The organism is Shewanella mesophila (assembly GCF_019457515.1).
GTDB classification, from domain to species: domain Bacteria; phylum Pseudomonadota; class Gammaproteobacteria; order Enterobacterales; family Shewanellaceae; genus Shewanella; species Shewanella mesophila.
In genome coordinates, this window is sequence record NZ_CP080421.1 from 2,975,312 (window position 1) to 2,999,232 (window position 23,921).

The window sequence follows — 23,921 nt, forward strand, 5'->3', positions numbered from 1 at the left end:
TGATTCAACGAGCCAGTTGCACAAGATGATTTACCGATTGATGTCCCCATTACGCTGAGGTTCGCCCACGACACGAAAAAAAGTTTCTCCTTGCTTAACCATACCAAGCTCATTTCTCGCGCGCTCTTCTAACGCTTCGGTGCCACGACGAAGATCAATGATCTCCTCTTTAAGCACTTGGTTTCGCTCTATCAATTTGGCGTTACTTTGACGTTGCAGCTTTATCTGCTCTTGCAGTTGAAATGATTCAGGCAGGCTATTTTCTCCCACCCAGAGTCTGTACTGAAGTAGGCAAAACAGAACTATTATGGCTATTAGAAGTCGCTTCATCCTTAATGGCTATATCACTATTAGAAAGTCTGAAGAGATATTACAACAAAAAAGGCCACCAAGTGGTGACCTTTTCATAAATTATTGGCTAATTAGCAAATTATGCTTTGCCTTTAATCTCACTACGACCGTTATAAGGCGCTTTTTCACCTAACTGCTCTTCGATACGAAGTAGTTGGTTGTACTTAGCAACACGATCACTACGACATAGTGAACCCGTCTTAATTTGGCCAGCAGCAGTTGCCACAGCGAGATCGGCAATCGTTGCATCTTCTGTCTCACCACTACGGTGTGAAATGACAACAGTATAGCCAGCATCTTTTGCCATACGGATAGCCGCTAGCGTCTCAGTTAGCGAACCAATCTGGTTAAACTTAATCAAGATTGAGTTAGCGATATTGTTGTCGATACCACGTTGTAGGATCTTAGTGTTAGTTACGAATAGATCGTCGCCCACTAACTGGATCTTGTCACCCATGATTTGAGTCTGGTATGCCCAACCTTCCCAATCTGACTCATCTAAGCCATCTTCGATAGACGCGATTGGATATTGCTCAGTCAAAGATTTAAGGAAGTCAGAGAATCCGTTTGAATCGAATACTTTGCCTTCACCAGACAGATCATACTTGCCATCTTTGTAGAATTCAGACGCGGCACAATCGAGTGCCAGAGTTACATCTTCACCTAGCTTGTAACCCGCCTTTTCTACAGCAACTTTAATCATAGCAAGTGCATCAGCGTTAGAGGCAAGGTTTGGTGCGAAACCACCTTCATCACCAACAGAGGTGCTCAAACCACCTTCTTGAAGTACTTTCTTCAAGCTGTGGAAGATCTCTGCGCCCATGCGCAATGCTTCACGGAAACTCTTTGCGCCAACAGGCTGAACCATAAACTCTTGGATATCAACGTTGTTATCGGCGTGCTCACCACCGTTAAGGATGTTCATCATAGGAACAGGCATAGAGTACTGACCAGGCGTACCGTTTAGATCTGCAATGTGAGCGTAAAGCGGGATGCCTTTGAAAGCAGCCGCCGCTTTAGCTGCAGCAAGAGAAACAGCAAGAATCGCGTTAGCGCCAAGCTTGTCTTTATTCTCAGTACCATCAAGATCGATCATGATTTGATCGAGCTCAGCTTGTGCAGTCGCATCTTTTCCCATTAGCGCATCACGGATCTCACCATTGATGTTAGCTACAGCAGTTAACACACCTTTACCCATGTAACGGCTCTTATCGCCATCGCGTAGTTCTAGTGCTTCACGACTACCAGTTGATGCACCGGATGGTGCAGCAGCCATACCCACAAATCCGCCATCTAAATGAACTTCCGCTTCAACCGTTGGGTTACCGCGTGAATCCATGATCTCACGACCAATGACATTGATAATTTTAGCCATAATTTCCTCGACTTTAAGTTTAAGATTTAAAAGTTAATGCAAAACTAAAATTGTTATCGCTAAATTTACATCATCTGAAACAAAAAAGCCGCCTCCGGCACTCGGAAGCGGCTCTTGTTTAAATATTAGCCCAAATCGCGTTTTTGGTACGCGGCGGCTGCTGCAACGAAACCTTCGAACAATGGCTGACCATCGCGAGGTGTTGATGTAAATTCAGGATGGAATTGACCTGCCACAAACCAAGGATGGTTAGGGAGCTCAATCATCTCTACAAGCTGACGGTCAGATGATAGACCACTAAATACTAGGCCAGCTTTTTCTAAACGTTCTCTGTACGTGTTGTTCACTTCGTAACGGTGACGGTGACGCTCTACACAGGTTAGCCCCTTGTAAGCTGCTGCCGCTTTGGTTCCTTCGATCAGATGACAAAGCTGCGCACCAAGGCGCATAGTGCCACCTAAATCAGATGCTTCATGACGTTGTTCGATATTACCTTCTTCGTCAATCCATTCTGTGATCAAACCCACAACTGGGTGAGGAGTCTCTTTGTTGAACTCGGTTGAATGCGCATTTTCTAACCCAGCAACATGGCGAGCAAACTCAATCAAAGCCACTTGCATACCTAAACAGATACCGAAATAAGGCAAATTGTTCTCGCGAGCAAACTTGGCAGCAAAGATCTTACCTTCTACGCCACGCTCACCAAAGCCACCAGGCACTAGGATACCGTCGAGTCCTTGCAGAACTTCTTCACCCTTAGCTTCAACCGTTTGAGAGTCGATATACTTGATGTTTACCGACACACGGTTAAATAAACCAGCATGTTTTAGGGCTTCGTTTACTGACTTATAAGCATCAGGCAGTTCAATATACTTACCGACCATACCAATAGTCACTTCACCGGTAGGATTCGCTTCTTGATAGATAACGTTTTCCCATTCAGACAGATCCGCTTCTTTGCACTCCAAACCAAAACGCTTGGTGACTAAATCATCGAGGCCTTGTGCTTTAAGCAACGCCGGGATCTTATAGATACTATCAACGTCTTTAAGTGAAATAACGGCGCGCTCTTCCACATTACAAAATAGCGAAATTTTCGCTTTCTCATTTGATGGAATCGCACGATCACCACGACAAACCAATACATCTGGCGCAATACCGATAGAACGAAGTTCTTTTACCGAATGCTGTGTAGGCTTAGTCTTCACTTCACCTGCTGCACCTAAGAAAGGTACTAAGGTCAAATGCATAAATAGGGTACGCTCACGTCCTAGCTCGACACCCAACTGACGAATCGACTCGAGAAATGGTAGTGATTCAATATCACCGACAGTGCCACCAATCTCTACGATTGCAACATCATGTCCTTCGCCGCCTTCAAGGACTTTCTCTTTGATCGCATTAGTAATATGCGGAATTACCTGAATAGTGGCACCTAAATAGTCGCCACGGCGCTCTTTACGCAACACTTCAGAGTAGATACGACCCGTTGTAAAGTTATTACGACGGTTCATCTTAGTACGAATGAAGCGTTCGTAATGACCCAAGTCGAGGTCAGTCTCAGCCCCATCTTCAGTCACGAAAACTTCACCGTGCTGGGTTGGGCTCATGGTACCTGGATCCAAGTTAATATAGGGATCCAGCTTCATAATGGTTACATTAAGGCCGCGAGCCTCTAAAATTGCTGCCAATGATGCTGCTGCAATGCCTTTACCTAGTGATGAAACCACGCCACCAGTAACGAAGATATACCTTGTAGTCATGCTGAACCTGAGAAAATGAGTTGGAAATATGTGCTTGTAAGAAAGCACTAGGACGGGGCAATATTATACCAAAGCTGTAGTGATTCGACAAACAACAAAGCGATATATTTTACGCTTTTGTCTTTTCATTCGCTTTAACTTGATCCCAATAACCATCTAACTCCGCTAATGAGTGATCTTTCATCGGCTTTTCAGTGGCATTAGCTAAGGCTTCAACACCACGAAAGCGGCGCTCAAACTTAGTATTCGCCTGACGAAGCGCCAGCTCGGCATCGACGCCTATATGGCGAGCAAGGTTGACCACTGCAAATAATAGGTCGCCCATCTCCTCCATAACTTTTTGAGGATCTTGCTCTGGCGCATTAACCTCAACAAGCACCTCTTCTATCTCTTCGTGAATTTTACCCACAACAGGTTCGAGTTCATCCCAATCGAATCCAACCGTGGCAACGCGGCGTTGTATTTTAGCTGCACGACTCAAGGCTGGCAGATTAAGCGGAATATCATCTAACACAGAATGTAATGAGCGCCCAACTCGTTCGCTTGCCTTAATCCCCTCCCAAGTTTGTTTAACCTCTTCGGTCGTCGTCTGAGATAACTGACCAAACACATGGGGGTGACGCTCGGTCAATTTAGTGCAAATTTTATCGACCACGACAGTGAAATCGAACACCCCTTGCTCTTTGCCAAGCTGACAATAGAAGATCACCTGAAACAACAAATCACCAAGTTCGCCGGGTAACTCATCGAGCGCATTACGCTCGATGGTATCGGCGACTTCATAAGCCTCTTCTAGGGTAAACGGCACAATTGTTTGGTAGTTTTGCGCTTTATCCCAAGGGCAACCCGTTTCTGGGTCCCTCAGCTTGCTCATGATCTGGAGCAGACGGTCAATATCCTTCGATGCACTCATATTTAGCTCTCAAAAAAGAGAAGGCGACTAACGCCGCCTTCTGAGTCACGATTATTAAACTTTATAGTCTTCTGGCTTCTAGCACGCCATCGACTTGCGATAGCTTAGAGATCACCCGAGATAATCCCTCTAGGTTATAAAGCTCCAATTCCAATTCGATTGCCGCCGTTTGAGTCTTCACATCTGATGATGAACTCATCGCAAGTACATTTGATTTTTCAGCCGCTAAGACCGAGGTTAGATCTCTTAAAAGCCCACTACGGTCATTAGCCAGTACTCTAATACGCAGTTTATAACCACCAGAGTAATTCTCGCCCCATACCACATCGACGCTGCGTTCAGGATGCACTCGCATTAACTCTTTAACTTGTTCGCAATCGGCCCTGTGCACAGAAATACCACGCCCTTTAGTAATAAAACCAAAGATTTCATCACCTGGTACAGGTTGACAACATTTAGCGATGTGGCTCATCAAATTGCCAACACCATTGACCTCAACCTGTCCCTTACTTCTTTTATCCGAACGGGCATGGTTTTTCTTCAGCAGATCTTCAAGCGCTTCCTCCTCTGACACTTGATTAATGCGCATTCGACTCTGAACATGGTTAACCACTTGGTTAAGGCGCACATCGCCACCACCGATACCGGCGAGTAGATCGTCCATCCCCACCATATTAAAACGCTCCACCGCACTTTGAGCATCTTTTAGGGTCAAGCCACTGCGAGATAACTCGTGTTCGAGCATCTCTCTACCCGCAATAATATTCTTATCGCGATCTTGCTGTTTAAACCAATGCTGGATCTTAGAACGTGCTCGAGAAGTACGAATATAACCCAAATTTGGATTTAACCAATCACGCTTAGGGTTTGGGTGTTTCGAGGTGATGATCTCAATACGCTCACCCGTCTCAACTTGGTAGGTGAATGGCACGATACGCCCATCCACTTTGGCACCAATACACTTATGGCCAACATGGGAATGAATGTAATAGGCAAAATCGAGCACAGTAGAACCCATTGGTAAATCAACGACTTCACCATTTGGGGTAAACACATAGACACGGTCTTCAAACACTTGGCTACGCACTTCGTCTACTAAATTACCGCTTTCAGCCACATCCTCTTGCCACTGCAAGATTTTACGCAACCAATTGATCTTCTCTTCGTAGCCGCTTTGCTTGCCGGTGGCGCCCTCTTTATATTTCCAGTGAGCCGCAACACCGAGTTCGGCATCTTCATGCATCTGCTCGGTGCGAATTTGAATTTCAACGGTTTTCCCTTCAGGTCCCACAACGATGGTGTGTATCGACTGATAGCCATTGGGTTTAGGGTTGGCCACATAATCGTCAAACTCTTTGGGGATATGGTGCCAAAGGGTATGCACAACCCCTAAGGCGCCGTAGCAGTCTTGCAGACGATCGGTGACGATACGCACCGCGCGCACATCAAACAGTTCATCAAACTTAAGATCTTTACCGCGCATCTTTTTCCAGATGCTATAGATATGTTTAGGCCTGCCGTACACTTTTGCACGGATATGATCTTCATCGAGGCGTTTTTGCAACTGACTAACAAAATTATCGATATAGATCTCACGATCAACCCGCTTACCGTCCAACTGCTTAGCAATATCTTTGTAAGTGGTTGGATGCAGATACCTAAAGGAGATATCTTCCAACTCCCACTTTAATTGACCAATTCCAAGACGGTTAGCGAGTGGCGCATAAATATCGGCAATTTCGCGTGCGATCAGGACGCGAGTCTCTTCATCGGCATTTTTAATCTCTCTGAGCAAACAGATCCGCTCGGCGAGTTTAATCACCACCGCGCGCACATCTTCGACCATGGCCAACAACATGCGGCGGATATTATCGATCTGTGGTTCAGCGTTGCGGCTCTGCTCGTTAACTTTTAATGCACCTATGGCATTCATGGTAACAACACTGCTGACGAGCGCCGCAAGCTTAGCGCCGAACAGCGTTTCAACCTGCTCAGCGTTGAGCACTCCAGCATCATGGACGACAAATATCACCGCCGCTTGCAGGGTTTCAATATCCATATTCAGCGGTGCGAGGATCTCAATCATCTCCCGCGCACGCTGGCTTAAAAGGCTATCTTTGGCGAGATCTTTGGCACTATTCTTGGCAACGAGCAGCTCAACTTGCTTCATTAACTCAAGCAAGGTGCTAGCGTCATCAGCATCATCAAGATACCGATTAACCCACTCGGTTAATTGAAAATCTTGGTCATTAAAATGTGCTTCTCTTACAGATACCATCTAATGATTGTCCTTTTTCCTGTATACGCGCTAAAGATCTCGATTCTCGCCCCAGTGAATGCCATTCCGTAACACGTAAAATTCTTAATCCACTATCTTGAAGATTCCACCTCGGTTGTCAATTGACAAACGTAGATATTTTGCCCAACCACACCATTGTTAACAATTATTTATCTAATTCGAACAACGCCATAGCTTCGATATGATGAGTTTGAGGAAACATATCAATTAAACCCAGTTTTTTCAGCTTATAACCCTGCTGCAACAATGGCTCACAATCTCTCGCCAAACTCACCGGATTGCATGAGATATAAACCACAGATTGTGGCTTCATCGTCTTCAGCCATTGTAGGCTTTCAAATGCGCCCGCCCTTGCTGGGTCAATAAGCAATTTATCGATGCGTCCAAGCCATGGCTGATAGGAGATATCGGCGCCCAGATCCGCATGATAAAACTCCACTTGGCTCACATCACTTTGAGCTGCATTGAGTTTCGCCTGAGCGACCATCTCAATGACACCTTCGACACCAACAACCTCGGCGCCCGTTTTTGCGAGTGGAATGGTAAAGTTACCAACCCCGCAAAACAGATCTAATACCCGCTCACCCGGTTTAACGTCCAGCCAATCAATGGCTTGCCTCACCATCTGGCGGTTCATATCACCATTAACTTGGATAAAGTTACCCGGCGAGAAACTCAAGCGGCACTCATTGTCGAGCAGATAGAATGGCAGCTGCGGCTCCCCCACCAGCGGCTCTAACTGACCATGCTCATCAAGTAGTGCCACCTGTACCCGATGCGCTTGTGCAAAAGCGAGCAAGATTTGCTTATCGCTATCGCCCAGCAGTTGGGTAATGCGAATCACCACCCATGGGCCAGATTCCACCGAAATCAGCTCCACATGACCCAAGCTACGTTTTGCGACTAACTGATTTAAACTCAGGGTTAACGGCGCAATGAGATCAGACAGCTCTTTTGCTAGCACTGGGCACTTTGCGATATCAACGACCTGATTACTCGATAATGCGCGAAATCCTAGCTTGAGGGTTTTGCTGTCTCGCTGATAATTTGTGGCAAGCCTCGCCTTACGGCGGTAATGCCAACCTTCACCTGCCAATGGTAGGGCGATTTCATCAGGGTTAACATGTCCCATCTTATCGACCAGATTAATTAAAGCCTGCTGCTTATATTCCCGCTGTTTAGCAAGGTCTAAATGCTGCAGATCACAGCCACCACATTCTCCATAATAGGGACAGGAACTGGCTATCCGGCCGGCAGACTGGGTATCAACAGACAATAATTTCGCTTTGGCATGACGCTTTTTCTGCTCAACAATTTGCGCAGTAACCTTTTCACCAGGGAGCGCGCCAGGGATAAATACGATTTTCCCCTGATGATGGGCAACGCCAGCACCAAGATGGTCCAGATCGCTGATCTCAAACTGCTGCTTAGCTGAAGTTTGTTTTGATTTATTGGGTTTAGGTTTAAAAAATTGCGCCATTTCTGTCTCTAAAACAATAAAAATACTAGTAAATACTGCACAAAGTCTGGCAGTCTAATGTAACCTATATCAACCACAGACGTTAATTAGCCAACTCCATGAATAGTGCCGACAATATGACTAAATACAGCTTAAGAGCCTGGGTTCTTGTGCTGGCATTAGCGCCCACTATTTTGGTCGGCATTTTGCTTGGCAGCTACTTTACCATAAATCGCTTCTATGAACTGGAACAAAGCTTAATTGAACGTGGGAGTAACATCATTGAGCCATTGGCGATCGCCGCAGAAATTGGCCTTGAAACCAAGAATTTCGAAACCACAAAAAGGCTCATCACCTCGGTTCAGCTCAATAAATCTAACTTAGTACAATTCATTGCCATCTTCGATACCAATAATCGAGTCATAGTGACCTCGCATCACTATAAGAGTCATGAGTTCATGCGTTACAACGAGCCGATAGAATCCTTAGTCACCACAGAATTAGAGCAATTTGGTGACAGTATTATCCTGCGGAGCCCTATTTTTTCTAGCGAGCGAGAGCTAATTGTGAGTCCCTATGATAAAAACTCGACCGCTCAACAGGACAATTCCGCTAGGCTTGGCTACATCGCCGTATTGATTAATAAGGAAAACGCCCTATTAGCGCAACATCGCGCGGCAGTGGCGGCATTTATCATAGTGTTGATTGGTGTTCAGCTTAACCTGTTGTTTACATTTAGATTAGTTAAGAATGTCACCCAACCAATTACCGATATGGTCCGAGTCGTCGCCAAGATCCGTGAAGGAAAACTCGATACCCGTGTTGACGGCAATCTTATCGGTGAGCTTGACCTCCTTAAACGTGGTATCAACGCCATGGCCAGCTCGCTCTCTGATTATCATGAAGAGATGCAACAAAACATCGATCAGGCTACCTCAGATCTACGCGAAACCCTGGAGCAGATTGAGATCCAAAACGTCGAGTTAGATCTTGCTAAAAAGCGGGCCCTCGAAGCCAGTCGCATTAAGTCTGAATTCTTAGCCAACATGTCTCACGAACTTCGCACACCACTCAATGGTGTGATTGGTTTTGCCAAACAATTGCTAAAAACGCCTTTGCACTCTAGTCAGCAAGACTATATTAAGACCATTGAAAAAAGTGCGACAAATCTTTTAGGGATCATTAACGATATTCTCGATTTCTCTAAATTGGAAGCGGGCAAAATGGTACTCGAAAATATGCCATTTGCGCTGCGTGAAGTTGTCGAAGATACCATTTCATTGCTGGCTAACAGTGCAAAAGAGAAGGAACTCGAGCTAGTGATCGATATCGAACCGACGATTAACGATAACGTCTCAGGCGATGCGATGCGAGTCGGGCAAGTGATCACAAATCTCGTCGGAAATGCGATTAAGTTTACCGATAGAGGTAGTGTCCACCTAAAAATGCGTCTCACGAGTGAAGAGCCAGAGAAGATCACTATCCGCTGTGAGATCAGCGATACAGGTATCGGCATTGATAAACACCACCAAAACCAACTATTCCAAGCCTTTGGTCAGGCGGACTCATCTATCTCGCGCCGCTTTGGTGGCACAGGCCTTGGGCTGATTATTACCAAACGACTCATTAATCAGATGGGCGGCCAAATTGGCTGTATATCGAGTCCGAACAAAGGTTCAACCTTCTGGTTTACTCTGCCATTGAAACTCAGCCAATATCCTATTAGTCAGACATTGGAAACCGATAAGCTCCGACATAAATCGATCATGCTGTTTGAACCCAAAGAGCTTTCACGAACGGTTCACGAAAACCTGTTCGAACATTGGAAGATGAACGTCACCAATGTGACGACGCTAGAACAATTAACAAAGATAACTCAAGATCCGCAATCCCACTTCGATTACGCCATGATTAGCTGTAATGAATTGGCTGAGAGTCCATCTTTAGCAGAAACCCTAAACAGTATTCGCAAAGTAAGCGACTACTCACTCTATCTGTGTAACAGCAATAACAGCGCAGCTAAGATGGGCATGATTCAACCTAGCGTCGATAAGATAGTGCATGCTCCTATAGGCGAGCGCTCACTTGCAGTGACCCTAATTAATCCCCATAAGGCGGCTATGGAGTCACAACCCTTTAGTGATGCCATCGAAGAGGACTTAAGCCGAGAACCTATGAGTGTTTTGGCTGTAGATGACAACCCCGCCAACCTAAAGCTTATCGATACCCTATTGCGTGAACTCGTGACTCAAGTAACAGTGGCTGATAATGGTCAAAAGGCCGTAGATATCGCCAAGACGCGTAGTTTTGATCTGATCTTTATGGATATTCAGATGCCCGGCACCGACGGTTTTAGCGCAACCAAACAGATCAGAGAGCATTCTCTTAATCGCAATACGCCAATCATAGCGGTAACGGCGCATGCGATAGCCGAGGAGCGTGAGCGCATAGAGCAAAGTGGTATGGACGGTTATCTGCCTAAACCAATAGACGAAGCCGCGCTTAAGAGTGTCATTAGCCGATGGAAGACCCGTCCTAAGTTCACCCATTTTGATCAACACACGCTCAACTGGGAGTTATGTCTAACCCAAGCGAATCAGAAAGCCGATCTTGCACTCGAGATGCTACAGATGCTGCTAGATTCGATGCCAGAGACACGAAATAACCTGTCTCAGGCGTTAGATACCCTAGACAGCGAAGCTATGCTGACTCATGTACACAAACTACATGGTGCCAGTTGTTACTGCGGCGTACCAACAACCCAGCGACTTTGCCGAGAAATTGAGCTATCCCTCAAGAAAAATGGCAGCGTCGAAGAGGTAGAACCTGAAATACTAGAGTTACTTGATGAGCTTTCTAAGGTAGAATCTGCCGCTAACCAAGTAATATCCCAGTTATCTATGGATGTGATCGATGAGTAATAAACCAGGGTTCTTCAAACGATTAAAAGCATTAGAACTTGAACAAAAGAAGTTGTTTGCTATCGCACTTTGTCAACGCATGTACCCCAACTATCTACTGTTCAGTGAGGTGTGCGAGTTTGGTGATCCACAAGTACTCGATACCACACTAAATCTATTGTGGCAGTCGATGTACGATAAAAAGTTAAAGCTTAATATCGATATCTATCTAGAACGCCTCGATCTCAATACCCCTGAGCCTAGCGATTTTGATGCTTACGGCGTCTATCCAGCAATGGATGCAGCCGTTGCCCTCACCTCTTTACTCAGTGCGCTGCAGAGTAAAGTCGAAGACGATATTACCAATATCAGTAAACTGTCATCAAGCACTGTGGCAAACTATATCGAAGCCACGGTAGAAGAAGAGATGGAAGAAGCGGCGCTTGACGATTTCATCTTTAACCATGAAGTGATGATCGAAGAGAAAGAGTTACAATCGTCACTACTGGACATCATCGAAGACAATCCCAAATTGACCCCAGATTTCGTCAAATCGTTACGTAAAGAGATCATCGAATCAGGCGTATCTAATATCGGGATTTCCGCAACTTAATCGATAATGAGAAAACTCATATATCAAGGTTATGTGTTAACCAATGTTGATGGATTAACCGATTCTTGGGTATTGATCGTAGGGGAGCAGAGGCGCACAGGCTCCCTTTTTGAATTAAGACGTCAAATCCAATTCTTTGAAGAGTTAGGCGTGCTACCGCAATCTAAACTTAGCAGTGAGACGCAAACAAACGTCAGCAAGAAACCGCATCTCAATTCCGCAGTTAAAACAAAAGAAAAACTTTCACTAGCCACCAAATCACCCAAGAAGCGCCATAAATAACACAACGATTATTAGTCGTCCACAGTGCTGAATCTAACAAAAAATGTGAGGCTCATTAGACTTTTGCGCAATAGCGCTTATTCAGTCAATTATGCTAGTTTTGCTAGCCGTACAATTTATGGATAAATTTGTCGTATGTTGCCTATCCTAACTCCACTGTTTGTTGTCTTTGGCATTATGTTAACCGGCTTTGTGGTGCAAAAAAGTCGAATTCTCCCCATAGATACTGATAACGCACTCAACCAATACGTCTACTACATCGCTTTCCCTGCAATAATGCTTATTGTACTGGCTGAGACTCCAATAGAACAGATAGCCAACTGGGGCTTCATCGCAGGCTATGGCGTTGCGATGGCAATCATTTATCTTCTAACCACCTTACTGTCTTTATGGCGGGACAAAAGCAAACTAGATCTCGCCGCAATTCGATCCCTCAACACCACCTTTGGCAATACCTCTTTTATCGGCATCCCATTAATGATGATGCTCTATCCTGGCGATCAACTTGCACTCGCAGCGGCCGCAATCGCCAGTCTATTGTCGGTAAGCGTTTTCGCCATAGTGTTAGCGCAACTCGCCTTGTCCCAAGGGCAAACTCAGAATGCATTCAAAACCGTAACCTTAGCCCTATTGCAAAATCCAATCATTATCGGAAGCTTAATCGGCGTCGGGATCTCTGCTGCACATATCGATTTATATACCCCTATAAGCAGTATTATTCGCCAATTTGGTATGACATCAAGCCCTTGTGCACTATTTGCGATTGGCATGGTGCTATGCAAAGCCAACCAACAACAGGGACGCAATGCCAACCATAAAAGTTCAACCGCAACAGAGTTGGCTATGCTTAACTTGTTCAAGCTGTTGCTGCAACCATTAGTGGTCTATTTGCTGTTCAAGGCATTTGGCGTCGGTAATGAACTGTTAAAGATGGGGGTGATTCTAGCCGCTCTGCCAACGGCAGCAAGTGTGTACCTGCTGTCACACAGATACCAAGTCAATGCCACGGTTAGTGCACAAAACATCAGTTTGGGGATCGTACTGAGTTTTGCTGTATTGCCTCTGCTTGATCATCTTTTATAGTTAGCATGGATCTGTACGCTAAAAAATCAGTTTAAAAAGCACACAGGTATTTACTGTATAAAAAATCAGTATATACTGTGCATTAATACAGTACTTTGTAAAAGGATGTCATCATGCTTTGTCAGCTCAGCATCAATAACTTTGCCATTGTCCGCTTCTTAGAACTCGATTTTAAAACTGGCATGACCAGTATCACAGGTGAAACGGGTGCAGGTAAATCTATTGCCATCGATGCCTTAGGTTTATGTCTAGGTAACCGCGCAGATGCCAATACCGTTAGACCTGGTGCCACTAAAGCCGAGGTTAGCGCCCGTTTCTCTTTAGTCGATATTCCCCTAGCAAAACGCTGGCTTGAAGATAATGATCTCGAGCTTGATGACGAGTGTATTTTACGCAGAACCATAAGTAGCGATGGCCGTTCAAGAGCCTATATCAACGGCAACCCTGTACCACTTAATCAGATGCGCGCCTTAGGCCAACTCCTGATCGGCATTCATGGGCAACATGCTCACCATGCCATGCTAAAGAGTGAGCATCAACTTACGCTACTCGATAGCTATGCCAACCATAGAATGTTATTAGATAGCGTGAGTGCCAGCTATCAACGCTACAAGCTGATAGACAAAGAGCTAAAACTGCTACAGCAATCACAACATGAACGCATTGCTCGCAAACAGTTACTGCAATATCAAGTAGAAGAGCTCAACGAATTTGATTTAGGTGAAACTGAATTTGAAGAAATAGAAGCAGAGCACAAGAAACTCGCCAATGGCACAGCCTTAGTGCAAGCCTGCCAGCACACGCTATTTCTATTGCAAGACAATGAACAAGGCGCGGTCGAATCGGTACTCAATATGGCAATAGATCACGCCCAAGAATTAGAAGGCTATGATCCAGCGCTTAACAGCATTGGGAATATGCTCAACGATGCGCTCATTCAAGTGCAAGAAAGCAGTAGCGAGTTGCAACGCTATCTCGATGGATTAGAACTCGACCCAGATCATTTTGCGTACCTAGAGCAGCGCTTATCTAAAATCATGCAGCTAGCACGCAAACATCACGTAACCGCCAGAGAGCTGTATCAGCATCACCAAGCCCTGAGTCTTGAGCTAAGCACATTAGACTCTGATGAAGAGAAGCTGCAAGAGATAGATGAGCAGTTAGAAAGCTGCAAACAAGGCTTTATCGCCCATGCTAAAAAGCTCAGCCAAAGCCGTAGCCGTTACGCTAAAGAACTCGATAAACAGGTGACCCAGTCGATTCATGAACTAAGCATGCCTAAGGGTAAATTCGTTATCGATGTCCGCTTTAACGAAGAGATCATGTCACCCAATGGTTGTGACACTATCGAGTTTCAAGTCACAACCAATCCGGGTCAACCGCTACAAGCGATCTCAAAAGTGGCATCGGGTGGTGAGCTGTCGCGTATTGGCCTTGGCATTCAAGTGATCACCGCTAAGAAAGTAGCTACACCGACCCTGATATTCGATGAAGTCGATGTGGGCATTTCAGGACCAACGGCAGCGGTCGTAGGTAAAATGTTGCGCTCACTTGGCGAATCGACCCAAGTACTATGTGTAACCCACCTGCCCCAAATTGCAGGCAATGGTCATCAGCATATGTTTGTTAATAAACAGAGCAAAGCAGGTCAAACCGAGACCTCCATGGTGCCGCTGGATAAGAACCAACGTATCGAAGAGCTCGCCAGATTATTGGGCGGAGATACCATTACCAACAATACCCTAGCGAATGCAAAGGAGTTACTCCAAAGCTAATCTTCTGCCTGCCAATGGCTCCCATAAAGCGAAGGAATCCCCTTCGCTTTTTCATATCTGATTTTATGATGTTTAGACGGGCTGATACCTGTCAGTATAACGATGTGTTCGCTCTGCTATGGAGAGGGAGCATCCTCCATATGCAAGCTTGTTGTTAGCAATGATTAAAGACAGCTAAACCTAAGAAATGGTTCGCTAGCTAGTTTGCTGTTAGACTGATTAATCGATAATAAAATCAGCAATTAAAGGCTTCATCCATGCGTCACTTTTTCCATGCTCTAAAATGGATTTTATTCACACTACTGCTTATTCCGGTCAGTTTTTACCTCATCGTTACTCTGATTAATATTAAAGATGAAGCACCATCAGAACAGGCGACAACCTATCTTACTGAAATAGATAGTATCAATAGCGAGCTGACCAACAATCTTAAGAATAATGCCTATCTGTTTGCATTAGGTTTTGATGTCACCAAAGATCTCTCACCGCTCGATATTGGCATTAAGCGCTTCGAACAAATACAAAGTCAGGGAAAAGCTAAAAAATATAAAATCGCTGCTTTTAAAAAGCCTCAACTACCAATAGATGAATGCCTCAACAAAGATGATTTTGTCTCAGCTTGCAAAGCGGCGTTAAATAAAGATGGTGCTCCCCAGCTTCATGAATACCTATGGTTACTAGAACGCTACCAGCAGTTACTCAATATTGGCACTTGGCAAGACGGCACCAACTTCAGCACTTTTTCAGAATCGACGCCTTTTTCCAGCCTGTTAATCGCACAAAAACTCTATCTACTTAATCTGTATACGAATACAAACCATATAGAGACCTCGCTGATTATTGATGCCATCAATAGAGATATGCACTTTTGGCAACAAATATCTGCTGATACTCATATTCTAATCGCTAAAATGGTTAGCAGCAGCGCCATAGAAATGAACATGAAGTTGGGGGAGATCATCATCACCCAACTATCTAAGCAAGAAGCGCGATCATCACTACCACAAAGCTGGCTAGAGACGATGTCGCCAAAAATACTGTCACTTGATAACGTGAAAATCGGCGAATGGAGTTACTTCAACAAAACCACTCAGGCGATGCTAGCGGTCGATGACTCCGAAGACATAACAACCAAGTTAACCACCTTATTGTTGTTACCACTAATGCAGCAACAGGACACGGCTAATCGCTACGCCGCGATTCTGCTTGGTACTTCGCCTAGGCAAGCGTGCCCAACAACGCTATCAATCGATACCATAGGCCAATACGTCTATAACCCCATGGGCAAATTTATACTGTGCTCAGGCATACCTTCATTTAAACGGTATCAAGAAAGCCTTGATAACCTCGAATCTAAAAGAACAAGCCTGGTTGAGAGATTGAAGCAATAATAAGTAAAAACAAAGCTAGGGGGATGATATCTACGTGATAGCATCCCTGCAGCTTGTGCAGAATAAGCACCAAGGAATCAAGCTCAGCACTAAGCGTTGATTCCGTTACTATTAATGCCGCTAATATCGATAACTAAACGACTTCTATCTATATTCAGTCAATCCGAATAAACAACTCTCATCATAGATAAAGCTAGCCAGCTCTAATCCGACGCTCCCTTAAAATTTAAGCGAGGTTTAAGTTTAGGTTCAGTAACCTACTCCTAAGCCAGATTAGGAGCATCAAATCATGTCATCAATTAAGCTTAAAACAATCAAAGTATGGGACCTATTGATCCGCATATTCCATTGGTCACTAGTAGTGTTTTTTACCTTAGCCTACCTCACTGAGGGTGAGGATGAGTGGATGACAATTCACAGCTACGCGGGTTATAGCGTCTTAGTTTTATTACTCTTTCGCCTTCTATGGGGGATAATTGGTACCCACCATGCACGCTTTATCAACTTCGTGACGCGCCCAAAAGAGGTCTTAATTTACTTAAAATCGCTCGTAGCAGGTAAAGCCAAAGATTATATCGGTCACAACCCTGCAGGCGCCTTAATGATCATCTTGTTAATTTCCAGCATCGCCTTTACCGGATTTTCAGGAATGGCTCTCTATGCCACGGATGGATATGGCCCGTTAGCGGCGAGTTTCTTTGCAACTTGGCCTGAAGGCATACTAAAAGAAGTGCATGAATTTTCTGCCAATTTCTGCGTATTTCTCATTGTCATTCATCTAGGCGGCGTACTCGTTAGCAGTCTGCTGCATAAAGAAAACCTCATCAAAGCCATGGTGACAGGCAAAAAACAGCGCTTGGAAAAAAACCATCTTTAAGTCGTTAGCACTACTTTTTTAGTCAGACATGAGCACTATTTTCACAAAATAAAAAGGAACACCCCATGAAAACAAGCACCATACAGCGTAGTGGACTTAATAGTATTGCCCTATCAGCCCTATTATTAACCAGCCTAAGTATCACGAGCGGTATTGCACATGCCGGCAACAGCAAAGTCTCGAGCCTGCCATTAAGCGCTGAGCGCATCGGCATACAGTTGCAGCACTATCAAGCACAGGGAGCAGGTACATTTTCTGCTGCCGCTGGACAGCAATTATGGCAACAGCAAGTAGATGGCCGCAGCTGCACTAGTTGTCATACTAACGACGTCACTAATGTCGGAATGCACCAGAAAACTCGTAAAGAGATAGCCCCTATGGCGCCATCTCTCACGGCAGATCGTTTAACCGATGTGGCAAAAATCGAAAAATGGTTTGCGCGCAACTGTAATTGGACCTTTAAACGCGACTGTACACCTCAAGAAAAGGGCGATGCCTTACTGTGGTTAAGCCAGCAATAACCACCAATTAACCATAACCCATTTAATTTAGTGCCTTCGGCGGAAGGTAATACTCACAAAGGAATAGCTCATGACTAAACAAGCTCACCCCATTAGCTGGATTGCAGGCTCATCACTTACCGCAGTGGCATTAGCCATAGGTATTATAGGTATTAGTATATCGTTTACTGGTACCGGTTACGCCGACGATGGCCGCGAACTGAATCAGGCTATAGTACAAAACGATCTCTATACCGCCGAGTGTGGTAGCTGTCATATGGCTTATCCAGCCAATCTACTGCCTGCCGATAAATGGCAAGCAATCACCGCTAATCTTGATGATCACTTTGGTGATAATGCCAGCTTAAATGCTCAAGTGAAAGCGACTATTGAGGGATATCTCGTCCAAAATGCAGCTAAAAATGGTAAGGTGATGAAAAACAGCATTCCGCTGATTACAGGCGCTGGGCCACAAAGAATCACCGAACAAGCGTTTTTTATACGCAAACACGATGAGATCCCAAGGCGTATGGTTCAAGATAACCCTAAAGTTGGCTCATTTAGTCAGTGTAGCGATTGCCATAACCTAGCAGAGAAGGGCATATTCGATGAAGATACCGTTAATATTCCTGGCTTTGGCCGTTGGGATGATTAGCAGTTCCAGCTGTATTGCCCACGACGATGATCTATCAAACAAGGTTATAGAATGGGTTAAAGAGGGTAAAGTTTTACCCTTTGATACGATCATGCAACGTTATCAGTCTCGCCTTAAGGGCCGACTGCTCGATCTGGAAGTCGAACAAAAGCATGACCGTATCATATATGAACTCGAGATTTTACGCGACGATGGCATTGTCTATGAGATCAAAATTGACGCCAGAACGGGCGAATGGCTAAAGGAAAAGGTCGACTGATGCATTTGCTATTAATTGAAGACGATACCGATCTAGTTGCGCGCCTTACCCCTGCCCTCAACAAAGCTGGCTATGCAGTAGAACACGCCGATAATGGCATAGACGGCGCTTTTCTCGGTGAAGAAGAAAATTTCGACGCGGTGATCCTCGACCTTGGCTTACCCGGTAAACCCGGTTTAGATGTGCTTAGTCAATGGCGTCAAAAAGGGTTAATTATGCCGGTACTTATTCTAACTGCTCGGGACGCTTGGCACGAACGTGTCGATGGCCTCAAAGCAGGTGCCGATGACTACCTGGGTAAACCTTTTCATATCGAAGAGCTACTGGCGAGATTAGAAGTGTTGATCCGCCGTAACTTCGGCCATGCCGACAATATGTTGCAGCACGGAGGAGTCTCTCTCGATGTCGACAAACAGGCTGTGACGAATGCCGAGGGTGAAGTCATTTATCTAACTAAGATTGAATACAGACTGCTGCATTACTTAATGGTTAATCCCAGTAAAATAGTCTCTAAATCGGAGCTGAGTGAACGTATTTATGAAGAAGATCAAATCAAAGATAGCAATGTGATTGAAGTTTACGTCAATCGCCTACGTCAACGCTTAGGCAAAGACTATATAGAGACCCGTCGCGGCCAAGGATATCGACTTAAGGAGCTATAGGCGTGTATTCACTCAAGGGTTATCTAACGCGTAATCTCTTAATCACTGTCTCTTTAGCCATGATGCTACTGCTGTATTTTTTATATCAGGGCATCCAAATATTAACCCAAGATTTTGTTATCTCACGCCTACAACACGACAGCGACAGTTTGATCTCGGCCCTCAATCAAAACCCCGATAACAGCTGGGAGATAAGCTCAAACCGTCTGCCCAATGTTTACCACAGGGTCAATTCGGGGCATTACTTTGCGATTCAAATTGGCAAACAAACTCTGCGCTCACGCTCCCTTTTCGATCACCAGGTTAATGTTCCTAAACTAAAATCGGGTGAGCAACAACAAATCAGCCAGTTTGTGGGTCAAGAACATTGGCTAACATTCAGTCAGGCAATCATCAAAAATGATCACTTAGTCGTGATCTGGGTGACAGAAGATATCAGCTCACTAGAACAAACCCAATTCAGCTTTCTCGCCTTTGCTGGTGCTGCGGTGTTGCTCACTATCGTTATTCTATTAATGGCCCAACATCAACTGCTCAAACGCGGATTTCGGCCCCTAGAGAAAATGCCCGAAGCCATCCGCCAAATGCGTACTCACGGACAAGAGATAGACTCCAGCAATGTACCAAGTGAAATTAGTCCGCTAATTGAAGAGATTGATCGCTTAGTTAATCAACTGGGACAACGAGTACAACGTTCCCGCAATGCACTGGGTAATCTCGCCCACGAGATGAAACGTCCACTACAGGGTCTTCAATCATACCTAGAAAGCTTACCCGCCGAGCAAAGGATTGACGGCAGCAAGGTGTTATCGAACCTACATCACATCATAGAGAGGGAGCTAAAGCGGACTAAGATTGTCGGCCTTTCAACCCCGGGACGCTATACAGTGATCGATGACGATCTTGCGCCGCTAATCCAAGTTATGCAGCGTATCTATCCTCAACGCATTATCGAAAGCCACTATAACAAAGGTCTAGTCATGCCGTTTGACCGTGATGATCTGCTCGAACTATTAGGAAATTTACTCGATAACGCCTGCAAACATGCCTGTAAACATGTTGAGATAGATATCAAGATGCAGAGCTCACCGACTCAAGGCTATTTAATTAACGTCAGTGACGATGGACAAGGCGTATCAAGCAGCGCGCTATCGATGATCATCGAGCGCGGAGTTAGACTCGATGAAAGCATCCAAGGTCATGGACTCGGACTGTCTATCTGCAAAGATATCGTCGATAGCTATCATGGCAAGATCCGCTTTAGCCACGCTAAACAAGGTGGATTAAGCGCCAGCGTATTTATCCCCTGCCCAGTATGATAATTCTTGGGACAACAGAATCACAGCAGCATCATACAGACAAAATGACGAGATAATGCAAACGCTTGCGATCGCAAGAAATGAGCGTATAATCCCTCGGAATTTTTCAAAACAGAGAGAAACAATGAACCAGGCAGTTAAGTACAACTTGACTCATTATCGTCGAGGATCGGCGTTGGTTTTATCTTTCTGTTTTTCGATTTCAAAAAAAAAGCCTCCTTGTTTAAGGGGGCTTTTTTTTGTCTGCTTTTTACATAAGAGCGGGCTGTTTTAAACCGTTATCTACAGAGTAAATTCATTGCGCAACTTGAATGTAAACCTAGCTGATAAGTTTAAAACCCTTTGTATCCGTTATCTATAATATAGGAAAGAGAAGCCATGGCGAACTCCTTGTTTCAAAAACACATCATCTCCATTCCGGAATTAACCCGAAGTGAACTTGAACTTATCGTTGAAACTGCAGGAAAGCTCAAAGCAGAGCCAAATCCACAACTATTAAAAAATAAAGTCGTGGCCTGCTGTTTCTTTGAACCATCGACACGTACTCGCCTCTCTTTCGAAACTGCAATACAACGCCTCGGCGGCACAGTTATTGGTTTCGATAACGCTGGCAACACATCACTGGCAAAAAAAGGGGAAACTCTGGTTGATTCGGTACAGGTGATCTCTTCGTATGTCGACGCTTTTGTGATGCGTCACCCACAAGAGGGCGCGGCACGACTGGCTTCAGAGTTTTCTCGTGGGGTACCGATAATTAACGGCGGTGACGGCTCAAATCAACACCCAAGCCAAACCTTACTCGATCTCTATACAATCTTTGAAACTCAGGGTCGCCTAGACAACCTGAACATTGCTTTCGTTGGCGACCTAAAGTATGGCCGCACCGTGCACTCACTGACTCAGGCACTCTCGAAGTTTAATAACATTAACTTCTTCTTCATCTCGCCCGAAATATTGGCAATGCCTGACTATATCTGCGAAGAGTTAGACCAAGCAGGCATCAACTATAGCCTGCACGCCACGATGGAAGAGGTGATCCCTGAGCTAGATATTCTCTACATGACTCGCGTTCAGAAGGAACGTTTGGACGAATCTGAGTACGTACACATGAAGGCCGCTTACATCCTAACGGCAGCAATGCTCGCTGATGCGCAAGACAATCTAAAGGTACTGCATCCATTACCACGTATAGATGAAATTACCGTCGATGTAGATAAAACCAAGCACGCGTACTACTTTCAGCAAGCAGAAAATGGGGTTTACGCGCGTGAAGCACTTTTGGCCCTAGTACTAAACGAACAACTTTAAGCAGGAGATAATCGCTATGACTAAGGAAACCCAACAGGTTGAAGCCATCAAAAATGGTTCAGTTATCGACCACATTCCCGCCAACGTAGGAATAAAAGTGCTTAAACTGTTCAAAATGCATAAAACCAATCAAAGAGTGACGATAGGCCTTAATCTGCCATCTTCAGCCTTGGGCGCGAAAGATCTGATTAAGATTGAGAATGTGTTTATCAATGCCGATCAGGCTAACCAGCTGGCCTTATATGCCCCCAATGCAACGGTGAACCAAATTGAAAATTATGAAGTAGTTAAAAAGCTGACATTGTCGCTACCAGAGAGAATCAATACCATTTTTAAATGCCCTAATAGCAACTGCATTACTCATAATGAACCGGTCGACAGTAGCTTTAGAGTCATCGCCAAGAAAGAAGATATACAGCTAAAGTGCAAATACTGCGAAAAAGTGTTCTCACGTGAAATCGTCACCGAGCGAAAATAACCAAACTTAGGTTAACAATATCCGAGATGAATTAACCACTTTGATGGTTAGTTCATCTCAAGCCCACTATTATTTTTATAATAGCGGCATCAAGCAAACATACACAAATACTTGACCGTCATTCAAAGCTGCAAGCTAGCCGACGAGAAACACGAGCCCTTGCAAGCATAAAAATGAAAACACACCAGCGAGCACATCATCAATCATAATACCGAAGCCACCATGCACCTTGGCATCGAGCCACTTGATTGGCCAAGGCTTAAGGATGTCGAAAAAGCGAAACAACAAAAAGCCCAATAATAGCCAAATCCAGCCAGCAGGAGCGGCGATAAGGGTTATCAGCATCCCGACGACTTCATCCCATACGATAGCGCCATGATCATGCACGCCCATGTCTTTCGAGGCTTTGTCACAAATATAAAAACCGGCCAACATAAACGCCAAAGTTATACCGAGATACCAAGGTAACGAGAGATTTGCCATAAGCAGATACACAGGAATTGCAGCCAAGCTACCATAAGTACCCGGTGCTTTAGCCAGTAATCCAGAGCCAAAACCTAAGGCTAAGAAGTGAATTGGATTACTTAGAGAGAGTCGACGTAATAGCGGATCGGTGGAACGAAAATTCATGATGAAAAATGCTCAAAGCCAAAATTAGTCGGGTTATAAGGCTCACCATCTTTATTTAGGCGTAGCTTATTGCCTGTTGAGATCTGACCGATTCGAGCAAATGACACGCCTGCATGAGCCAGTGCGATCTCTAAGGCGCCGCGCTGAGACTCTGGCACCGTAAACAACAGCTCATAATCTTCACCGCCGGTTAAGGCATAACCTAAAGCCGTATCGGTATCAACTGAGGTGCGCATCGCATCTGATAATGGCAATGCCGTTACATCGACAATGGCGCCCACTTCAGAGCGCTTGAGAACATGGCCGAGATCGGACACTAAACCATCGGAGAGATCGATTGCACTCGAGGCTAAACTGCGCAGAGCCTGCCCCGCTAAGACCCGAGGTGTCGGATAATAATGACGTTGAATAAAATAGGTCGCTGCATCATCGGCAACCGTTTGCTTGCTGCGTAAAACATCTAAACCTAATGCCGAATCACCTAAGGTGCCAGTGACATAGATCCAATCGCCATTTTTTGCGCCGCAGCGAGTTAACGCTTTACCCTTAGGAACTTGACCATTGATAGTGATAGTGATCGATTTGGGGCCACGAGTGGTATCGCCGCCCACTAGCGCAACGCCATAATATTCCGCTGTTTCACTTAGACTCGCACTAAACTCATCTAACCAGGTTTCATCGATTTCGGGCAAGGTGATCGCTAGCGTCATCCATGCTGGCTCAGCTCCCATCGACGCCAAATCCGATAAATTCACAGCGATAGCTTTGTAACCTAGGGCTTTGGCTGGCATATCAGGGAAGAAATGAACATTTTCGACTAACGTATCACAGGTGATAGCAATCGATTTATTTTCAGCGGGATTAACGAGGGCGCAATCATCGCCGACACTTAACTCCACATCACGGCGAGGTTGGCCGCGCCCGGCAAAAAAACGATCTATTACTTTAAACTCTTTCACAGTTTGACAACCATTATAAAGTTAATGCCCGATCCTACATCCTGTAGAACAACATCTGGCGAATGATGGT

The 23,921-nt window shown here is 45.0% G+C and carries 22 protein-coding genes; 14 read left to right on the forward strand and 8 right to left on the reverse strand.

Annotated elements, in window-relative coordinates; genetic code table 11:
* Positions 1 to 30 precede the first annotated feature (30 nt).
* The 6 genes from ftsB to rlmD form a co-directional block, all read right to left on the reverse strand.
* Positions 31 to 330 (reverse strand): cell division protein FtsB, encoded by a 300-nt coding sequence (gene ftsB, locus K0I73_RS13185; protein WP_220061541.1) that lies wholly within the window; start codon positions 328 to 330, stop codon positions 31 to 33.
* Positions 331 to 430: 100 nt separating this feature from the next.
* Positions 431 to 1,726 carry a phosphopyruvate hydratase gene (gene eno, locus K0I73_RS13190; RefSeq protein ID WP_220061542.1) on the reverse strand — a complete coding sequence of 432 codons (1,296 nt, stop codon included), beginning with the start codon at positions 1,724 to 1,726 and terminating at the stop codon, positions 431 to 433.
* A 125-nt stretch (positions 1,727 to 1,851) separates the two neighbouring features.
* Positions 1,852 to 3,489: a CTP synthase gene (gene pyrG, locus K0I73_RS13195; protein WP_220061543.1), complete on the reverse strand. Its 1,638-nt coding sequence runs from the start codon at positions 3,487 to 3,489 to the stop codon at positions 1,852 to 1,854.
* Between the two features lie 109 nt (positions 3,490 to 3,598).
* Positions 3,599 to 4,402: a nucleoside triphosphate pyrophosphohydrolase gene (gene mazG, locus K0I73_RS13200; RefSeq protein ID WP_220061544.1), complete on the reverse strand. Its 804-nt coding sequence runs from the start codon at positions 4,400 to 4,402 to the stop codon at positions 3,599 to 3,601.
* 61 nt (positions 4,403 to 4,463) lie between these two features.
* Positions 4,464 to 6,680, reverse strand: a complete 2,217-nt coding sequence (relA, locus tag K0I73_RS13205) for a GTP diphosphokinase (RefSeq protein WP_220061545.1) — start codon at positions 6,678 to 6,680, stop codon at positions 4,464 to 4,466.
* Positions 6,681 to 6,846: 166 nt separating this feature from the next.
* A complete protein-coding gene (gene rlmD, locus K0I73_RS13210) occupies positions 6,847 to 8,181 on the reverse strand; it encodes a 23S rRNA (uracil(1939)-C(5))-methyltransferase RlmD (protein ID WP_220061546.1) in 1,335 nt (444 codons plus the stop codon).
* A gap of 98 nt (positions 8,182 to 8,279) precedes the next feature.
* On the opposite strand from rlmD, the gene barA reads away from it, so the two are divergent.
* The 14 genes from barA to pyrI all read left to right on the forward strand — a co-directional run bounded on the left by barA (position 8,280) and on the right by pyrI (position 22,262).
* Positions 8,280 to 11,081, forward strand: a complete 2,802-nt coding sequence (gene barA / locus K0I73_RS13215) for a two-component sensor histidine kinase BarA (protein WP_220061547.1) — start codon at positions 8,280 to 8,282, stop codon at positions 11,079 to 11,081.
* Entirely contained in the window at positions 11,074 to 11,673 is a 600-nt protein-coding gene (locus K0I73_RS13220; protein ID WP_220061548.1) for a YjaG family protein, read from the forward strand. Before barA ends, K0I73_RS13220 begins: the two co-directional genes overlap by 8 nt.
* A 6-nt stretch (positions 11,674 to 11,679) precedes the next feature.
* The gene (locus K0I73_RS13225) at positions 11,680 to 11,955 is read left to right on the forward strand and encodes a hypothetical protein (RefSeq protein WP_220061549.1); all 276 of its coding nucleotides are present in this window, start codon (positions 11,680 to 11,682) and stop codon (positions 11,953 to 11,955) included.
* Positions 11,956 to 12,093: 138 nt separating this feature from the next.
* Complete coding sequence (locus tag K0I73_RS13230) at positions 12,094 to 13,038, forward strand: AEC family transporter (RefSeq protein WP_220064383.1); 945 nt, start codon at positions 12,094 to 12,096, stop codon at positions 13,036 to 13,038.
* Between the two features lie 113 nt (positions 13,039 to 13,151).
* On the forward strand, positions 13,152 to 14,813 hold the full coding sequence (gene recN, locus K0I73_RS13235; protein WP_220061550.1) for a DNA repair protein RecN: 1,662 nt from the start codon (positions 13,152 to 13,154) through the stop codon (positions 14,811 to 14,813).
* 257 nt (positions 14,814 to 15,070) lie between these two features.
* The gene (locus K0I73_RS13240) at positions 15,071 to 16,204 is read left to right on the forward strand and encodes a hypothetical protein (RefSeq protein WP_220061551.1); all 1,134 of its coding nucleotides are present in this window, start codon (positions 15,071 to 15,073) and stop codon (positions 16,202 to 16,204) included.
* Between the two features lie 289 nt (positions 16,205 to 16,493).
* Complete coding sequence (locus tag K0I73_RS13245) at positions 16,494 to 17,081, forward strand: cytochrome b/b6 domain-containing protein (RefSeq protein ID WP_220061552.1); 588 nt, start codon at positions 16,494 to 16,496, stop codon at positions 17,079 to 17,081.
* A 65-nt stretch (positions 17,082 to 17,146) separates the two neighbouring features.
* Entirely contained in the window at positions 17,147 to 17,602 is a 456-nt protein-coding gene (locus K0I73_RS13250) for a DUF1924 domain-containing protein (protein ID WP_220061553.1), read from the forward strand.
* A gap of 70 nt (positions 17,603 to 17,672) precedes the next feature.
* A complete protein-coding gene (locus tag K0I73_RS13255) occupies positions 17,673 to 18,236 on the forward strand; it encodes a diheme cytochrome c (protein WP_220061554.1) in 564 nt (187 codons plus the stop codon).
* The gene (locus tag K0I73_RS13260; RefSeq protein WP_220061555.1) at positions 18,229 to 18,495 is read left to right on the forward strand and encodes a PepSY domain-containing protein; all 267 of its coding nucleotides are present in this window, start codon (positions 18,229 to 18,231) and stop codon (positions 18,493 to 18,495) included. The genes K0I73_RS13255 and K0I73_RS13260 overlap by 8 nt, the downstream gene beginning before the upstream one ends.
* A complete protein-coding gene (locus K0I73_RS13265) occupies positions 18,495 to 19,157 on the forward strand; it encodes a response regulator (RefSeq protein ID WP_220061556.1) in 663 nt (220 codons plus the stop codon). Before K0I73_RS13260 ends, K0I73_RS13265 begins: the two co-directional genes overlap by 1 nt.
* 2 nt (positions 19,158 to 19,159) lie before the next feature.
* On the forward strand, positions 19,160 to 20,476 hold the full coding sequence (locus K0I73_RS13270; protein ID WP_220061557.1) for a sensor histidine kinase: 1,317 nt from the start codon (positions 19,160 to 19,162) through the stop codon (positions 20,474 to 20,476).
* A 378-nt stretch (positions 20,477 to 20,854) separates the two neighbouring features.
* Positions 20,855 to 21,784 carry an aspartate carbamoyltransferase gene (pyrB, locus tag K0I73_RS13275; RefSeq protein WP_220061558.1) on the forward strand — a complete coding sequence of 310 codons (930 nt, stop codon included), beginning with the start codon at positions 20,855 to 20,857 and terminating at the stop codon, positions 21,782 to 21,784.
* Between the two features lie 16 nt (positions 21,785 to 21,800).
* On the forward strand, positions 21,801 to 22,262 hold the full coding sequence (gene pyrI, locus K0I73_RS13280; RefSeq protein WP_220061559.1) for an aspartate carbamoyltransferase regulatory subunit: 462 nt from the start codon (positions 21,801 to 21,803) through the stop codon (positions 22,260 to 22,262).
* A gap of 135 nt (positions 22,263 to 22,397) precedes the next feature.
* Here pyrI and K0I73_RS13285 read toward each other — a convergent pair whose 3' ends face one another.
* Entirely contained in the window at positions 22,398 to 22,892 is a 495-nt protein-coding gene (locus K0I73_RS13285) for a phosphatidylglycerophosphatase A family protein (protein WP_220061560.1), read from the reverse strand.
* Positions 22,889 to 23,851: a thiamine-phosphate kinase gene (gene thiL, locus K0I73_RS13290; RefSeq protein ID WP_220061561.1), complete on the reverse strand. Its 963-nt coding sequence runs from the start codon at positions 23,849 to 23,851 to the stop codon at positions 22,889 to 22,891. Before thiL ends, K0I73_RS13285 begins: the two co-directional genes overlap by 4 nt.
* Positions 23,852 to 23,921 lie beyond the last annotated feature (70 nt).

Bases quoted from the DNA above. Each gene is read 5' to 3' on its own strand.
- ftsB (WP_220061541.1), bottom strand. From the start codon at position 330: ATGAAGCGACTTCTAATAGCCATAATAGTTCTGTTTTGCCTACTTCAG.
- eno (WP_220061542.1), bottom strand. From the start codon at position 1,726: ATGGCTAAAATTATCAATGTCATTGGTCGTGAGATCATGGATTCACGC.
- pyrG (WP_220061543.1), bottom strand. From the start codon at position 3,489: ATGACTACAAGGTATATCTTCGTTACTGGTGGCGTGGTTTCATCACTA.
- mazG (WP_220061544.1), bottom strand. From the start codon at position 4,402: ATGAGTGCATCGAAGGATATTGACCGTCTGCTCCAGATCATGAGCAAG.
- relA (WP_220061545.1), bottom strand. From the start codon at position 6,680: ATGGTATCTGTAAGAGAAGCACATTTTAATGACCAAGATTTTCAATTA.
- rlmD (WP_220061546.1), bottom strand. From the start codon at position 8,181: ATGGCGCAATTTTTTAAACCTAAACCCAATAAATCAAAACAAACTTCA.
- barA (WP_220061547.1), top strand. From the start codon at position 8,280: ATGAATAGTGCCGACAATATGACTAAATACAGCTTAAGAGCCTGGGTT.
- K0I73_RS13220 (WP_220061548.1), top strand. From the start codon at position 11,074: ATGAGTAATAAACCAGGGTTCTTCAAACGATTAAAAGCATTAGAACTT.
- K0I73_RS13225 (WP_220061549.1), top strand. From the start codon at position 11,680: ATGAGAAAACTCATATATCAAGGTTATGTGTTAACCAATGTTGATGGA.
- recN (WP_220061550.1), top strand. From the start codon at position 13,152: ATGCTTTGTCAGCTCAGCATCAATAACTTTGCCATTGTCCGCTTCTTA.
- K0I73_RS13240 (WP_220061551.1), top strand. From the start codon at position 15,071: ATGCGTCACTTTTTCCATGCTCTAAAATGGATTTTATTCACACTACTG.
- K0I73_RS13245 (WP_220061552.1), top strand. From the start codon at position 16,494: ATGTCATCAATTAAGCTTAAAACAATCAAAGTATGGGACCTATTGATC.
- K0I73_RS13250 (WP_220061553.1), top strand. From the start codon at position 17,147: ATGAAAACAAGCACCATACAGCGTAGTGGACTTAATAGTATTGCCCTA.
- K0I73_RS13255 (WP_220061554.1), top strand. From the start codon at position 17,673: ATGACTAAACAAGCTCACCCCATTAGCTGGATTGCAGGCTCATCACTT.
- K0I73_RS13260 (WP_220061555.1), top strand. From the start codon at position 18,229: ATGATTAGCAGTTCCAGCTGTATTGCCCACGACGATGATCTATCAAAC.
- K0I73_RS13265 (WP_220061556.1), top strand. From the start codon at position 18,495: ATGCATTTGCTATTAATTGAAGACGATACCGATCTAGTTGCGCGCCTT.
- pyrB (WP_220061558.1), top strand. From the start codon at position 20,855: ATGGCGAACTCCTTGTTTCAAAAACACATCATCTCCATTCCGGAATTA.
- pyrI (WP_220061559.1), top strand. From the start codon at position 21,801: ATGACTAAGGAAACCCAACAGGTTGAAGCCATCAAAAATGGTTCAGTT.
- K0I73_RS13285 (WP_220061560.1), bottom strand. From the start codon at position 22,892: ATGAATTTTCGTTCCACCGATCCGCTATTACGTCGACTCTCTCTAAGT.